This is a genomic window from Burkholderia sp. F1, assembly GCF_050813845.1.
GTDB classification, from domain to species: Bacteria; Pseudomonadota; Gammaproteobacteria; order Burkholderiales; family Burkholderiaceae; genus Burkholderia; species Burkholderia ubonensis.
Genome location: NZ_CP172422.1, coordinates 266205 through 280351 on the forward strand (window position 1 = coordinate 266205; position 14147 = coordinate 280351).

Below are 14147 nucleotides of genomic sequence, written 5' to 3' on the forward strand. Positions count from 1 at the left end.
TTCCGTTGCGAATCATTCGTTTAAGGTGGAAAAAAACGTGCATTCCGGCGTCGGCGCCTGCGTGTTTCGCGCGATTCGTTGCGCGTGCGCATGAAAATTCGGACCTGGTTCGATGCCAGGCCCGCGTACTGCTACTTCCAGCGGTAATACGTCTGCTCGGAAATCCCCGACTGCCGCACATGATCCGCCATCGGCATGCCCGGCGGAGGCCCCGCATATCCTGTCAATTTGATGTGGAGGGAGCGAGTCTGGATTGGCCTGTCGGACATATGCGATCCCAAACGAACACAGCGAAAAGTCCTGCCGACAGGCATACCAACGGCACCGTTGGCGTCCCGGTCATGTCAGCAACCATGCCGAAAATCAACGGTACTGCCGCTATCGCCACCTGATTGACCGCCATGGCGGCACCAATGACCTCACCCACCTTTTTGTGATCTGTTGATTCCGATAGCCACACAACCCAAGGTCCGTACCAGCCAAAGCAAAAAAATCCCGTAAAAGCGGCACACGCCAGAATGGGTAATCCGCGGCAAGAACTGGGCAACAGCGCCGTGGCCAGCAGTGCCACGGGTGCCAGCACCAAGCAGATAATGACGACGCGTCGTCGCCCGCCTCGAATATGATCGCTCAAGGCAGAAAGCATGATACGGCCAAGGGAACCGCTCATTTGCACAACGAAAAGCGACCATGCCGCAACCGATGGCACGAGATCAAAGCGGCGTTGGACGAACATGATCCAAAAAACGGCCACGGCCGTTTGCAAGGCGACAAGCATCGCACCAATCAATGCAATCCGCCGGAATGCGGCTTCTGAGAAATTCCCCAACAGGTGCTGCCACATTGATATGGCCGATGACGATCCCGTGTCAGGCCTGGAGGCATTGCGGAATACCGCAAGATAGATCCCTGCCGTAACGGCGATTACAACCGCCGCCACGGTCATGGTGGAGGCCCACCCGGCGCGCAAGATCAGTCCCGGGAAAAAGACGGCTGCGCATGCTCCGCCCAGGGGCAATGCTGCTTGCCGTACGCCCATCGCCATCCCTCGCTCATGCGTGGGGAACCAGTGGTAAATCGCCTTGCTTCCGCCGGGTTGGATTGGGCTATACCCAATGCCCATCATCAGCATCGCAGCAGCAAGTGTTCCGTATCCAGTAGACACGGCCAGCAGCAGCATCGCGAAGCCAAGCACCAGCATTCCGAGGAAAACCGGCAATCGCTCGCCATGCCGATCAAGTGCTCGTCCGACCAATGCCAAACCGAAAATCGGTACGATACTTGAGAGTGTTGCAAGGCCTCCGATCTGCTGGGCGGAAAGGTGCAAGCTATCTTGAGCGTAGAGGCCCCAAGCGCCGATGCCTTGGCTCGCGAGCCCTGCGACTAGCTGTGTCAGGGTGGATACGCCCAGTATCCACCACCGGTAGTTGTGACGCATTCATCAGTCTCCTGCTATTCAACCCTTGCCGAGATCGTCGTCCTACGGCCCTGAGGGTGCAGGAGTGGTATCGGGTGTTCGCATTGTAGTGAATGTTTGTTATATGTAGTTAATTTTATGTATAAGAAATGATTATATGAACGTTGCGCTTTTGGAAATTTTTTGCGCGGTTGTTCGAGAAGGCAGCACCTTGCGGGCAGCTGAGAAATTGGGTTGTTCACAACCAAACATCACCTCTCGAATCAGGCAACTGGAAGAGTCGCTGGGAACGCCGCTGTTCGAACGACAGGGCAAGCGTCTTGTGCTGAACGATGCAGGCCGTCGGCTCATACCCTACGGCGATCGGATTTTGCGACTCATCCAGGAGGCTGAGCGAGCTGTTCTGGAGAAACCCTTGACCCAAACACTAAGGTTGGGGGCGATGGAAAGTACCGCGGCCACACGGCTGCCACACATTCTGGCAATGCTAAAGCGTGAGCAGCCCGAACTCACGATATCTGTTGAGATAGGATCGGAGCTCGTGCTGTTGGATCGGATTGAAAGTGGGCAGTTGGATGCTGCCTTGACTGCACGCACAAAGCCGCGAGAGGGATTCCGATATCACCCTGCCTTCAACGAAGAGGTAGTCGTAATAAGCGCGCCTGGCATTGGGCGCAACCAGTTATTCACCAGCGGAACCACCACGCTTTTCGCATTCAAGGAGGGGTGTCCCTATCGTGTAGCCGCGCAAGCATGGCTGCGAGAACAAGGCATTAGGGATTACATGACGGTCGCTCTGGACAGCTATTCCGCCATCATTAATTCCGTAGTGGTGAATATGGGGGTGGCGGTCGTTCCCCGGAATGTCGCTGCGGAACATATGGTGCGAAATGAGTTGATTGCGCACAAATTTGCCAATCTCAAGGAGGTGCCAACCTACCTCATTACAAAGCACGCAGACAGGCCGGATCTGGAGGTCGAGCTTTTGGAGCGCATGTTGACTACCGGTTCTACGCGTATCCCTCTGCTGCCGTAACCATGGGATCAAGTCGCCGGACCGCGGGCGAGTGCGGTTCCACCCTTGATCCGCGGAACGCACCGGGACATGCTCGCACCCAGCCGGGCTGCCGGCCGGCTTTTGCCGCCGTCTTTCCCTCCTTCGCGCCGGCCTTGGTGGTCTGGCACGGCACCTTCTTGATGAAGGCATCGCCGCGGCACGGCCTCGCTCCTGGCGCGTGGCGCGCTCCCCCACGTGCAGCGTGGATTTCTGCGCACCGTGGTGCCGCGACCTTTTATCTTGCCCTCCGCCATCCATAGCCCAGCGGATTTCAGTGACGAAGTCATCGTGAAATAAAAAAACGGGCTCCTCGCGGAGCCCGTCTGCGTGCGCGCAAACCGCGCGCTGCTTACTTGCCGTAGACGTCGAAGTCGAAGTACTTCTTCGCGATCTTGTCGTACGTGCCGTCCTTGCGCATGTCGCCGATCGCCTTGTCGATCTTCGCCTTCAGGTCGCCGTCTTCCTTGCGCAGGCCGATGCCCGCGCCTTCGCCGAGCGTCTTCGGATCGTCGAGGTCCGCGCCCATGAACTGGAAGTCCTTGCCGCGCGGGGTCTTCAGGAAGCCGATGTCGGCCTGCACCGCGTCCTGCAGCGCGCCGTCGAGGCGGCCGGCGATCAGGTCGGCATAGACCTGGTCCTGGTTCTGATACGGAACGACCGTCGCGCCGGCCGGCGCCCAGTAGGTCTTCGCGTAGGTTTCCTGGATCGTGCCCTGCTCGACGCCGATGCGATGGCCCTTCACCGACTTCACGTCGGGCATCAGCGTGGCGCCCTTCTTCGCGACGAGGCGCGTCGGCGTGTTGAACAGCTTCGCCGAGAACGCGATCTGCTCCTGACGCGCCGGCGTCATCGACATCGACGACAGCACGCCGTCGAACTTGCGCGCCTTCAGCGCCGGGATCATGCCGTCGAAATCATTCTCGATCCACACGCACTTCGCGCTCAGGCGGCGGCAGATTTCGTTGCCCAGGTCGACGTCGAAGCCGACCACCTTGCCGTCCGGGCCTTTCGATTCGAAAGGCGGGTAGCTTGCGTCGACGCCGAAACGGACGGTCGACCAGTCCTTCGCGTACGCGCTGCCGGCCGATACGGCGAGCAGGGCAACCGTCACAGCCGCAAGAATTTTTTTCACTCGGTGACTCCTCGTTTTGTTCGATGGGTGCGCGGTTGTGCCGCGCCGTAAGCCTTCGGCCCGGCGCGGCTTCGCGTCGGACTGTCCGTTTCGCGCGCCTGATAAGGGCGCACGACGTGCGGAGATTATCAAGACAAAATACCGGCGGGGCGCCTAGGACATGCCCTTAGGGGCTGTTTGCGCTGATGACGGGCCTGCGCGACCGTCTCGGAGAGAGGAACGATTCAGCCCAGCGTTTCGTTGACGGCGCGCTGCAGGCACGTGACGAACTGGGTGACGGCCGGCGTCGGCAGCAGGTCGCGCCGCGCGATGATCGACAGGTCGAAGCGCGGCAGGCGTTCCTCGAGCTCGGCCGTGCGGATGCCGAGCGGCGCGACCATCGCCGCGAGCGGGCGCGTGAAGCAGCCGATCACGTCCGAGCGCGCGACGAGCCCGAGCGTCACCGCGAACGACATCGGCGAGTGCAGCAGGCGCTGCGGCGGCGGCAGGCCGTGCGCGCCGAACATCGCGATCATCACGCTGTGCGGGAACTCGTCGGGGCCGACCGTGACGATCCATTCCGCGTCGACCAGGTCGGCGAGCCGGCGCGCGCCGGCGAGCGGATGGCCTTCGCGCATCGCGACGACGAACTCGGTCGAGAACAGCGGCGATTGCGTGAATTCGCGGTCCAGCGCGGGGACATGATGCATCGCTGCGATGTCGAGCGTGCCGTTGCGCAGCTGCGCGAGCGCTTCCGGCACCGTCACTTCCTCGAGATGCAGGTTCACGCGCGGCATCGCGCGACGGAACGCCGTGACTGCGTGCGGCAGCGCGGTCAGCGCGATCGACGGCATCGTGCCGACCGCGACGCGTCCCGACATTTCCCCTTTCACCTGCTCGACCGCCTCGACGGTGCGGCGCATGTCGCCGAGCAACTGCTCGGCGCGCGGCAGCAGCGCATGGCCGCACGCGGTCAGCTCGACGCCGCGCACGGTGCGGACCAGCAGTTCCGCGTTCAGCGCCGTTTCCAGCTCGCGGATCGTGTGCGTGATCGCGGGCTGCGTGACGCCGAGCTCGCGCGCGGCGGCGCGCAGGCTGCGGTGGTGCGCGGCGCAGACGAAGGCCTGGAGCTGCGCGATGTTCAGGGGGCTGCGGATGCGGGACATGGGTTGGATCCTGAGATGCGGGCGCGCCCGCGTGCGACGGCGGGCGGGATGTCTTTCCTGCCGGGCGCGCGCGGACGTCGAGTGGCCATGATGCGCTACGCGCCCGACCGGGCCCGAAACGCCTGGCGATACCGCTGCGGTGACGTGCCGACGATGCGGGCGAACCGTTCGCGAAACGCGGTGACCGAACCGAACCCGGCCTCCGTCGCGACATGCTCGATCGACAGTTCCGTGACCTCCAGCAGCTGCTGCGCATGCCTGACGCGCGCGGTCTGCAGCCATTGCCGCGGCGACGTGCCCGTCTGCTCCTGAAAGCGCCGCGTCAGCGTGCGCACGCTCATCGACGCCTTGCGGGCCATCGCGTCGAGCGTGAACGGCTTGCGCAGGTTCGCCTGCAGCCAGTCCATCAGGTCTTGCAGCCCGTCGGCGCCGGCCGGCCATTCCGGGGCGATGAACTGCGCCTGCCCGCCTTCCCGGACGCGCGGCGCCACCGCGCGGCGTGCGGCGTCGACGGCGACCGCGGCGCCGTAGTCGGCCTGGATCATGTGCAGGCAGAGATCGAGGCCCGCCGCCGCGCCGGCCGACGTCAGCACCTGCCCGTTGTCGACGAACAGCACGTTCGGGTCGACCGTCACGCGCGGATAGTGGCGCGCGAGTTCGCCGGCCGCCAGCCAGTGCGTCGTCGCGCGCAAGCCGTCGAGCAGCCCCGCTTCCGCCAGCACGAACGCGCCGCTGCAGATCGACGCGATCCGGCAGCCGCGTGCGGCCGCCGCGCGCAACGCCGTGATCACGCGGCGCGAGGTGGGCGCGAGCGGCACGGACGTGCCGGGGACGACGATCGTATCGGCATCGGCAAGCCCGTCGAGACGAAACGCGGGCCGCAGTTCGAACAGGTCGCCCGCGACGCGCGGATGCTCGCTGCAGACGCGCACGCGATAGGCGTCTTCGACGTTGGGCAAACGCACGCGTGCGAACGTATCACACGCAACGCCCAGATCGAACGGGACGACGTCGGGCAGCGCGAGAACGGCGATGGTGTGCATGACGATGAGATTAGAAGAGGCGTGGCCAGAATCCGTTGAAAGATGTCATTTTAGCCAATGGATCGCGCGCGCTCCACACGCGACAATCGCGTCGAATCCACCAGGAGGCCAGCACATGAAACAAGACGACCGCAACGCGTTGCGGAACCTGCAATACCTGTCGTTGCTGGAAGCGGCCACGCTTGTCGCGCTGGTTTGCATTGCCGTGCCGCTCAAGCATCTGGCTGGCTATCCCGTCGCGGTGTCGATCATGGGGCCGATTCACGGCATCGCTTTCGCGATGTATGTGTGGGCGGTCGTCGGCACCGCGTCGAGCGGGCTGTGGAGCAAAGGCGAGGTCGCGCGGCTCGTGCTGTCGGCCGTCGTGCCGTTCGCGGGGCTGGCGAGCGCCGGATGGATCGCGCGCAGGAGGGCTTCGCAATGACCCACCTGTTGCTCAAGGCCGTTCACGTTCTGGCCAACGTCACGTTCGTCGGCGGGCTGCTGATGCTGTCCGTCGGCGTTCGCATCGCCAATCTGGCCGTGCATCGCGCGGTGCGGCGCTGGGATCGCATGGTGACGGCGCCGGCGCTCGCGATTGCGTGGATCACCGGAATCGCGAGCGCGTTGAGCGGTCACTGGTTCGGCGATGCGTGGCTGTCGGCGAAGCTCGTTGTCGTCGCCGCGCTGTCGGCCTTGCACGGCATCCTGGCCGGCACGCTGCGGCGGATGGAGCGCGACGATCTTGTCGTCGCGCCGGTGCAGTGGCTCGGGCAGGCTGGCGGCGCCGTCGTCGTCGCGACGGGAATCGTCGTCGGGCTGGTCGTGATCAAGCCGTTCTGACGCGCGCGGCCGCTCCCGCGACGCTACGCGAGCGCCGTTTCGACGGCCGCCAGCGCGCGGCGGCGGATCCAGCCGCTCGCCAGCCGGATCGCCAGCCAGTAAGGCGTGAACAGGAGCTTCGTGCGCGTCGTGGGGCAATGCACGAAGGTTTCGGTGCGCAACGCGTGCGCGCCGTGACCGCACTCGACCACCTGGAAACGCAGCACGAGCTTCGCATCGCGCGGGTCGGCGTGGCGCATGAAGCTGTCGGCGCTGTCGATGGTCCGCACGTCGAGTTCCGGGCGCCAGAACCGCCCGACGAGGCCGAGCGTCAGCGAGCGATCGTCGCGCTGCAGCGGCGTGAACGTGTCGAAGCCGAAACGGGCGCGTGCGTGGCGCGCCGATTCGTTGCGCAACGCGCCGAGGACGGTCGACGGGAATTCGCGCACGGTCAGCAGCGCGTCGACGATCGGGTCGGCGCGCATGTCCAGCGACGCGACGGCGTCGATGATGCGGCGCGGGTCCGCGTCGATCGGCCGCGATTGATGGACTTCATGGAAACCGAACGACGGAATGAACTGCGGCCGGCGCTCGGATGTCCGGCTCGCCGATTCGGAAACGATCCCCAGCGCGCTCATCGCGGCTCCGTGGCGTAAAGCCCGATCGTAGCATCGGCATCCGGGATGCGGATTTTTGCGTTGCCGCGGAATGAACCCGACGGCGAAGCGTTACGAGAGCGCGCGCAACTGGTCGCGCAGCCGATCCACCTCGTCCGGGGAAAACGGCTTCTCGATTTCGGCGTGCGTCCGTTGCCACACGGGAAACGCCCTGGCCAGCAGGCGATGGCCGGCCGGCGTCAGGCTGAGCAGGCGGCTGCGCTTGTCGTCGGGGTCCGCCACGATGGCGACGAGGTCGCGGCGCTCGAGCGGCTTGAGCGCGGCCGTCAGCGTGGTGCGATCCATCGCCAGCAGCGACGCCACATCCTTCATCGCGGGCGGATGAGGGCGATTGAGCGACATCAGCAGCGAAAACTGCCCGTTCGTGAGATCGAGCGGACGCAGCGCGTCGTCGAAGATGCGCGCGAGGTTTCGGGCCGCCCGCTGCATGTGCAGGCACAGGCAGCAGTCGCGCACCATCAGCGTCGTTTCGAAGGGGAGCTTGGCTGAGCGGGACATGTTGCAATTGTGTTGATATCAACCTATTGTGTCAAGGGCGGGGAGCGACATCCCGTTGCTCCCTTCATCGGACGGAGGCGTCATGAGCGATCAACAGTTGTTTCTCGCGGTTTTCCTCGCCGGCAAGGACAGCCCGCGCATGAAGGCGTGGCAGTCGATGACGGAACAGGAGCGGCATGCCAGGGAGCGGGAAGGCATCGCGGCCTGGAAGGCGTGGGTCGAAAGGCACCAGCCGTCGATCGTCGAGCTCGGCGGGCCGCTCGGCAAGACCAAGACGATCGGCGAAAGCGGCATCGCCGATACGGCCAACGCGCTGACGGCCTTTACGGTCGTGCGCGCCGCTTCGCACGAAGACGCGGCCAGGATGTTCGAAAGCCATCCGCATTTCACGATCTTCCCGGGCGAGACGATCGACGTGATGCCGGTCCTGCCGATTCCCGCTGCGTGAACGTCGCCGGCAGGAGATTTCCCCGACACTTTGGAGATACGCCATGAAACTCTACGGATTCGCCGGAACCCGTTCGCAGCGCGCGCTATGGGGGCTCAAGGAACTCGATGCGGATTTCGAATTCATCTCGGTCAACCTGCTCGAGGGCGAGCACAAGCGGCCCGAATTCCTTCGCCTCAATCCCGCGGGCAAGGTCCCCGTGCTGGTGGACGGCGACCTCGTGATTCCCGAATCGGCGGCAATCGTGCTGTATCTCGCGGACAAGTACCCGCAGAAGGCGTTGCTGCCGGTCAATCTCGCCGCGCGGGCGCAGGCGTACCGCTGGGTCATGTTCGCGGTCACCGAGCTCGAACAGCCGCTGTGGAGAATCACCCGGCACACGATGCTCTATCCGCCGGACAAGCGCCTGCCGGCCGATATCGCGCTGGCGCGGGAGGATTTCCAGAACATGGCGGCGATCCTCGACAGGCATCTCGACGGGCGTGCGTTCATCGTCGGCGACACGCTGACGGTTGCCGATTGCGTGACGGCCTATCTGATCGACTGGGCCAATGAATTCAAGTTGATCGACGCATTTCCGCAATTGCAGGCGTATCTCGAACGCCTGTATGCGCGGCCCAACGCGCCGCAGCGTATTGCCGACGCGCGCAGGGCGGCGTGACGAAGCGGGCTGGCCGCCGGGGAGGGAGGCGATCCTGCGACGATCGCGTCTCTCGTCGGCGCTTGCGTTGCGCAGAATGACAGCTTGCCTGCCCCGGTGCTTGCCGCCATAGTGTGGCGCTCACATCCTTGGCCCTTGATCGACAATGCCGCAGCCGATTCCGCGATATTCCATGCAGGCATGGGATTGCAACCGCAAGCGCTCCGTGAGCCGGAACCACGTGTATGGCGCTTGACTACCTGATTTACGAAGACTCGGTCCGCCGCCCCGAGACGAAACCGGTGTTCGAGGCGGTCATCGCGCAGATCAACGAAGGCACTGCGCGCGTGCGCAAGCTGAGCCGGGGCGAAGGCTTCCAGGCCGGCGGGCGGCGCGTGCTCGGCACCGCGGTGCTGGATTTCTTCCTTGCCCGCCAGAATGCCGACGGCTTCGACGCCGACGCGTCGCAGGCGTTCGCCGACAAGATGCGCCGTCTGCTCGGCTGGACGGAGATCAGCTACTCGCTGAAGACCTTCTGGTTCGAGGCGACCGTGCGTGACCCGTTCTTCCACGGCGTGCCGCATGAAGATCCCGACTTGTCATGGTTTGTCCCGCCGCAATGGGTGCTGAAACCGGACGTCGATCCGGCGCAGGTGAATCCGGAATGGTTGCGGTTCGCGTGCTGGATCGCGATCGGCTACATGAAGTACGGCATGAGCTTCGACTCGATCAGCGCGAACGCGATCTTCGATCACGTGAGCGCGCTCGGCTCGGATCTGCCTGCGCGATTGAAGCGGCACGGCTCCGGCCAGCTTCCGGCAGGGGTCGTCCGGTACAAGGATGCCGAGGTGTCCTGCGTGGCCAACGACGCCTTCGGCACTGTCAGGATCGCGTTGAAGGCCGAATCCGAGGACAACTACCGTGCAGCGCTGACGTGGTTGTGCCGGCTGCTGGAGGCGGACTTTCCGCGCTCCTACGAAATCGAGTTTCGAAGCCCGGCCAAGCATTACCTGCCTGTCAAAGGGCTGCCGAAAAAGGGCGTTCATCAACTGTTTGCCAATGCAACCGGTTATCCGGGATTGCGGCCGCTGGTCGCGCAATACGCGCGGCTGGCCATGCGCGAGCATGAGTGGTACACGAACATCGACGAAGCGGACCCGGCGATGCCCGGCACGTTCGCCGTGTTCGCCCTCGCGCTGGCCGACGACCAGCATGTGCCGCTCGCACTGGACTATCTGCGCATTTGCGACGGGGGACACCAGTCGATTCAGGCCAGGTTCGTGCACGCGTACCTCGCCGCTCGCGGCTTCACGCCGAACGCCGTCGCGCTGCTGGTCGCTTGCGCCGGCAACATCCAGCATCTGGAGCCGGTCAAGGCTTACGCTGCGTCCGTCGCCAACCGCGACAGCCTCACGGCGCTCGCGAATGCCCGCGGCGAGATGGCGGAGCGGGAGTCTTCTGGCATTGCGCGGTTGACGGCCAATCTCGACGGCAACGGCAGCGGCCGAGTTCAGGACCACGTGTGGAAGGCGGTGGTCTACGCGATCTGGGGGGAGGCCGGGAGCGCGCACCCCGAGAAGCTTGTCACTCAGGCGCCGGACGAGCTTAAGGCATTGTATGAGGCGGTGCTGGGCTGATCGGGCGTGCGGGTCTTGCCCGGGATAACCCTGATTAAAAAACCTTATCGCGGTGAAAAATTCCGCATCTTATTGAACGGGATTTGGCTCGATATAGTGGCTCGCCTTCATCGCCCCCATTGACGCGGGCGCCACACAGGAACACGAGCCGGAGCCCGTTCATGACCGACACCCGCTTCACCGAAATCGACGATCTGCTGCCTGCCGCCGACGGCCTGCGCGAGATTCGCCATCACATCCACCGCCATCCCGAACTCGCGTACGAGGAAGTCGAAACCGCCGGGCTCGTCGCCGACAGGCTCGCGCAATGGGGCTGGCAGGTCACGCGCGGCGTCGGCAGGACCGGCGTGGTCGGCACGCTGCGGGTCGGCGACGGCGCGCGCAGCATCGGCATCCGCGCGGACATGGACGCGCTGCCGATCATCGAGGCGACGGGCCTGCCGTATGCGAGCGCGACGCACGGCAAGATGCACGCATGCGGGCACGACGGCCACACGACGATGCTGCTCGGCGCCGCGCAGCATCTCGCGAAGACCCGCAACTTCTCCGGCACCGTGCACCTGTATTTCCAGCCGGCCGAGGAGCACGGCGTCGATAGCGGGGCGAAGAAGATGATCGACGACGGCCTGTTCGAGCGCTTCCCGTGCGACGCGGTGTTCGGCATGCACAACCATCCGGGCGCGGCGCCCGGCGTGTTCCTGACGCGGCGCGGCCCGTTCATGTCGGCGGGCGACAAGGCGGTCATCTCGATCGACGGCGTCGGCGGGCACGCGGCGCGGCCGCACCTGACGGTCGATCCGGTCGTCGTTGCCGCGAGCATCGTGATGGCGCTGCAGACGATCGTCGCGCGCAACGTCGATCCCGCGCAGCCCGCCGTGGTCACGGTCGGCTCGATGCACGCGGGCACCGCGAACAACGTGATTCCGCACAGCGCGCGGCTCGAGCTGAGCGTGCGCTCGTTCAGCCCCGACATGCGCGCGCTGCTCAAGCGCCGCATCGTCGAGCTCGCCGAGTCGCAGGCCGCGAGCTATGGCGCAACCGCGCACGTCGAGTACATCGAAGGCTATCCGGTCGTCGTCAATTCGGATGCCGAAACCGATTTCGCCGCACAGGTCGCGCGCGAGCTGGTCGGCGACGCGAACGTCGTCGAGCAGGCCGACTTGCTGATGGGCAGCGAGGATTTCGCGTTCATGCTGCAGCGGCGCCCCGGTTCGTTCGTGCGCCTCGGCAACGGCGCGGGCGAGGACGGCTGCATGGTGCACAACCCGAAATACGACTTCAACGATCGCAACCTGCCGATCGGCGCGGCGTTCTGGACGCGCCTCGTGGAGCGTTATCTGGGCCGTTGACACCGGCAGCGCGCGGCCGGCGGTTCCGGCCGATTCGATCGGAGACCTGAACGATGCAGAAAGATCCTCTCGCATTGCCTGCCGCCGCGTCCGCCGCCATCGCGGCCGATGCCCGGTCCGACTCCCCTGCGGTCACCCGGCGCGGCGCGATCGCGGCGGCCGTGATCGGCAACTGGCTGGAATTCTTCGATTTCACCGTGTACGGGTTCTTTGCGGTGCTGATCGGCAAGCTGTATTTCCCGTCGGGCGATCCGACGACGTCGCTGCTGCTGTCGGTCGCGACGTTCGCGGCGGGCTTCTTCACGCGGCCGCTCGGCAGCATCGTGCTCGGCGTCTATGCGGACCGCAACGGCCGCAAGGCCGCGCTGAACCTGACGATCATGCTGATGGCGCTCGGCACGGGCCTGATCGCGATCGCGCCGACCTATGCGCAGGTCGGCTTGGCCGCGCCCCTGATCGTCGTCTGCGCGCGGCTGATGCAGGGCTTCTCGCAAGGCGGCGAGTTCGGCGCGGCGACGTCGACGCTGCTCGAACAGGGCGGCGTGTCGCGGCGCGGCTTGCGCGCGAGCTGGCAGCTCGCGACGCAGGGCGGCGCGGCGCTGATGGGCTCGGGCTTCGCGGCGCTGTTGTCGAACACGCTGACGAAGGGCGCGCTCGAAAGCTGGGGCTGGCGGATTCCGTTCGTCGTGGGCGTGCTGATCGCGCCGGTCGGCATGATCCTGCGCCGGCGTCTCGCCGACGACGCGCCCGGCGACAGTCACCACGGAATCGACGGCGGCGTGCTGCGCGAGCTGTTCACGAAGCATGCGCGCACGGTGCTGCTGCTGGCGCTGACGGTGATGGGCGGCACGGTGTCGACCTACATCCTGACCTTCTACATGCCGACCTATGCGATCCACACGCTCGGCCTGCCGATGAAGCTGTCGATGTTCGTCGGCGTCGCGTCGGGATGCGTGATGCTGCTGACGTGCCCGCTGTTCGGCTGGCTGTCGGACCGGATCGGCAGCCGGCGCCTGCCGATTTTCGTCGGGCGCGGCGTGCTTGTCGTGCTGCTGTTCCCGGCGTTCTGGCTGATGAACCGTCATCCGTCGTTGTCGGTCATCATGCCGCTGACTGCGCTGATGCTCCTGTTCTATTCCATGGGTTCGGCGTCGGAGTTCGCGCTGATGTGCGAATCCTTTCCGCGGCGCGTGCGGGCGACCGGGATCTCGATCGCGTATGCGCTCGCGGTGACGATCTTCGGCGGCACGTCGCAGCTCGTCGCGACGTGGCTCGTGCAGACGACCGGCAGCAAGCTCGCGCCGGCCGGTTACGTCGCGGCGTGCGTGCTGGTGTCGCTGGCGGCGGTGGCGATGCTGCGGGAGACGGCGGGGGAGGCCGGCGACTGACGGCGCAACGACGCGTCCGATTTGCCGGTTGCCCGCCGTCACCCCCGGCGCGCAACCAGCTCCGACACCGTCTGCGCCGCCTGCTGCAGCGGCCCGAGAAACTCCTTCACCATTTGCCTGGCGTTATGCCGCTGCGCATTGCCGCTCACGTTCATCGCCGCGATGATCTGCCCGCGCCGGTTGCGGATCGGCGCCGAGATCGACAGCAGCCCCACTTCCAGTTCCTGGTCGACGATCGCCCAGCCCTGCTGGCGCACGAGCGCGATCGCGGCCTTCAATTCGCCGAGGTCCGTAACCGTTCGCGGCGTGTGCGCGCGGATGCCGCTCTGCGCGAGCGTGGCGTCGAGCGTCGCGTCGTCGAGCGCGGACAGCAGCACGCGGCCCATCGACGTGCAGTACGCGGGCAGCCGGCTGCCGATCGACAGGTTGATCGTCATGATCTTGTGCGTCGGCACGCGCAGCACGTAGACGATCTCGGTGCGGTCGAGCACGGCCGCCGAGCAGCTCTCGTGGATCTGTGCGGACAACTGCTCCATCACCGGTTCCGCGAGATTCCAGAACGGCATCGACGTCAGGTACGCGAAGCCGAGCTCGAGAATCTTCGGCGTGAGCCGGAACTGCCGGCCGTCCGCCTCGACGTAGCCGAGCGTCTGCAGCGTGAGCAGGATCCGGCGCGCGCCGGCGCGCGTCAGGCCGGTCGCCGACGCGACTTCGGTGAGCGTCTGTTCGGGACGGTCCGCGTCGAACGCGCGGATCACCGCGAGCCCGCGCGCGAACGACTGGACGTAGGAGTCGCCGGGTTTGGCCTGGATGTCTTCGGTAGTCATGACCTGTCGGAATATCGTGCAGCCGAGAAGATAGCGCATGGGGCCTGACACGCCAACCGCGCGGCCGCCGCCGGCGCTTGACAGGCCG

At 65.4% G+C, this 14147-nt stretch carries 15 protein-coding genes and 1 pseudogene; 8 read left to right on the forward strand and 8 right to left on the reverse strand.

Annotated features, from left to right (window positions below):
- Positions 1 to 56: 56 nt before the first annotated feature.
- Positions 57 to 254: pseudogene (locus tag ACFIMZ_RS20245) on the reverse strand (transposase); the annotation flags it as partial.
- Complete coding sequence (locus ACFIMZ_RS20250; protein WP_431824120.1) at positions 224 to 1438, reverse strand: MFS transporter; 1215 nt, start codon at positions 1436 to 1438, stop codon at positions 224 to 226. The pseudogene ACFIMZ_RS20245 and the gene ACFIMZ_RS20250, both read right to left, overlap by 31 nt.
- A 136-nt stretch (positions 1439 to 1574) precedes the next feature.
- Between ACFIMZ_RS20250 and ACFIMZ_RS20255 the strand changes: the two genes are divergently transcribed.
- Positions 1575 to 2453 carry a LysR family transcriptional regulator gene (locus tag ACFIMZ_RS20255; RefSeq protein WP_431824121.1) on the forward strand — a complete coding sequence of 293 codons (879 nt, stop codon included), beginning with the start codon at positions 1575 to 1577 and terminating at the stop codon, positions 2451 to 2453.
- A 370-nt stretch (positions 2454 to 2823) separates the two neighbouring features.
- Here the strand turns inward: ACFIMZ_RS20255 and ACFIMZ_RS20260 are convergent, their stop codons facing one another.
- The 3 genes from ACFIMZ_RS20260 to ACFIMZ_RS20270 form a co-directional block, all read right to left on the reverse strand.
- Positions 2824 to 3606, reverse strand: a complete 783-nt coding sequence (locus ACFIMZ_RS20260) for an ABC transporter substrate-binding protein (RefSeq protein WP_431824122.1) — start codon at positions 3604 to 3606, stop codon at positions 2824 to 2826.
- A 224-nt stretch (positions 3607 to 3830) separates the two neighbouring features.
- A complete protein-coding gene (locus ACFIMZ_RS20265) occupies positions 3831 to 4751 on the reverse strand; it encodes a LysR family transcriptional regulator (RefSeq protein WP_431824123.1) in 921 nt (306 codons plus the stop codon).
- A 95-nt stretch (positions 4752 to 4846) separates the two neighbouring features.
- A complete protein-coding gene (locus ACFIMZ_RS20270) occupies positions 4847 to 5794 on the reverse strand; it encodes a GlxA family transcriptional regulator (RefSeq protein WP_431824124.1) in 948 nt (315 codons plus the stop codon).
- A gap of 115 nt (positions 5795 to 5909) precedes the next feature.
- On the opposite strand from ACFIMZ_RS20270, the gene ACFIMZ_RS20275 reads away from it, so the two are divergent.
- Both ACFIMZ_RS20275 and ACFIMZ_RS20280 read left to right on the forward strand, forming a co-directional pair.
- Positions 5910 to 6218, forward strand: a complete 309-nt coding sequence (locus tag ACFIMZ_RS20275; RefSeq protein WP_431824125.1) for a DUF3817 domain-containing protein — start codon at positions 5910 to 5912, stop codon at positions 6216 to 6218.
- On the forward strand, positions 6215 to 6616 hold the full coding sequence (locus ACFIMZ_RS20280; protein WP_431824126.1) for a CopD family protein: 402 nt from the start codon (positions 6215 to 6217) through the stop codon (positions 6614 to 6616). The genes ACFIMZ_RS20275 and ACFIMZ_RS20280 overlap by 4 nt, the downstream gene beginning before the upstream one ends.
- Before the next feature lie 23 nt (positions 6617 to 6639).
- On the opposite strand, the gene ACFIMZ_RS20285 is transcribed toward ACFIMZ_RS20280, so the two are convergent.
- Both ACFIMZ_RS20285 and ACFIMZ_RS20290 read right to left on the reverse strand, forming a co-directional pair.
- Complete coding sequence (locus tag ACFIMZ_RS20285; protein ID WP_431824127.1) at positions 6640 to 7233, reverse strand: hypothetical protein; 594 nt, start codon at positions 7231 to 7233, stop codon at positions 6640 to 6642.
- A 90-nt stretch (positions 7234 to 7323) separates the two neighbouring features.
- Positions 7324 to 7770, reverse strand: coding sequence for a MarR family winged helix-turn-helix transcriptional regulator (locus tag ACFIMZ_RS20290; protein ID WP_431824128.1), 447 nt, complete (start codon positions 7768 to 7770; stop codon positions 7324 to 7326).
- 82 nt (positions 7771 to 7852) lie between these two features.
- On the opposite strand from ACFIMZ_RS20290, the gene ACFIMZ_RS20295 reads away from it, so the two are divergent.
- The 5 genes from ACFIMZ_RS20295 (at position 7853) to ACFIMZ_RS20315 (ending at position 13232) form a co-directional block, all read left to right on the forward strand.
- Complete coding sequence (locus ACFIMZ_RS20295; protein WP_431824129.1) at positions 7853 to 8218, forward strand: hypothetical protein; 366 nt, start codon at positions 7853 to 7855, stop codon at positions 8216 to 8218.
- Positions 8219 to 8261: 43 nt separating this feature from the next.
- On the forward strand, positions 8262 to 8879 hold the full coding sequence (locus ACFIMZ_RS20300; protein ID WP_431824130.1) for a glutathione S-transferase family protein: 618 nt from the start codon (positions 8262 to 8264) through the stop codon (positions 8877 to 8879).
- Positions 8880 to 9103: 224 nt separating this feature from the next.
- Entirely contained in the window at positions 9104 to 10495 is a 1392-nt protein-coding gene (locus ACFIMZ_RS20305; RefSeq protein WP_431824131.1) for a DUF6138 family protein, read from the forward strand.
- A gap of 161 nt (positions 10496 to 10656) precedes the next feature.
- On the forward strand, positions 10657 to 11844 hold the full coding sequence (locus ACFIMZ_RS20310) for a M20 aminoacylase family protein (RefSeq protein ID WP_431824132.1): 1188 nt from the start codon (positions 10657 to 10659) through the stop codon (positions 11842 to 11844).
- A 53-nt stretch (positions 11845 to 11897) separates the two neighbouring features.
- A complete protein-coding gene (locus ACFIMZ_RS20315) occupies positions 11898 to 13232 on the forward strand; it encodes an MFS transporter (RefSeq protein ID WP_431824133.1) in 1335 nt (444 codons plus the stop codon).
- A gap of 38 nt (positions 13233 to 13270) precedes the next feature.
- On the opposite strand, the gene ACFIMZ_RS20320 is transcribed toward ACFIMZ_RS20315, so the two are convergent.
- Positions 13271 to 14059 carry an IclR family transcriptional regulator gene (locus tag ACFIMZ_RS20320; RefSeq protein WP_431824134.1) on the reverse strand — a complete coding sequence of 263 codons (789 nt, stop codon included), beginning with the start codon at positions 14057 to 14059 and terminating at the stop codon, positions 13271 to 13273.
- Positions 14060 to 14147: the final 88 nt, after the last annotated feature.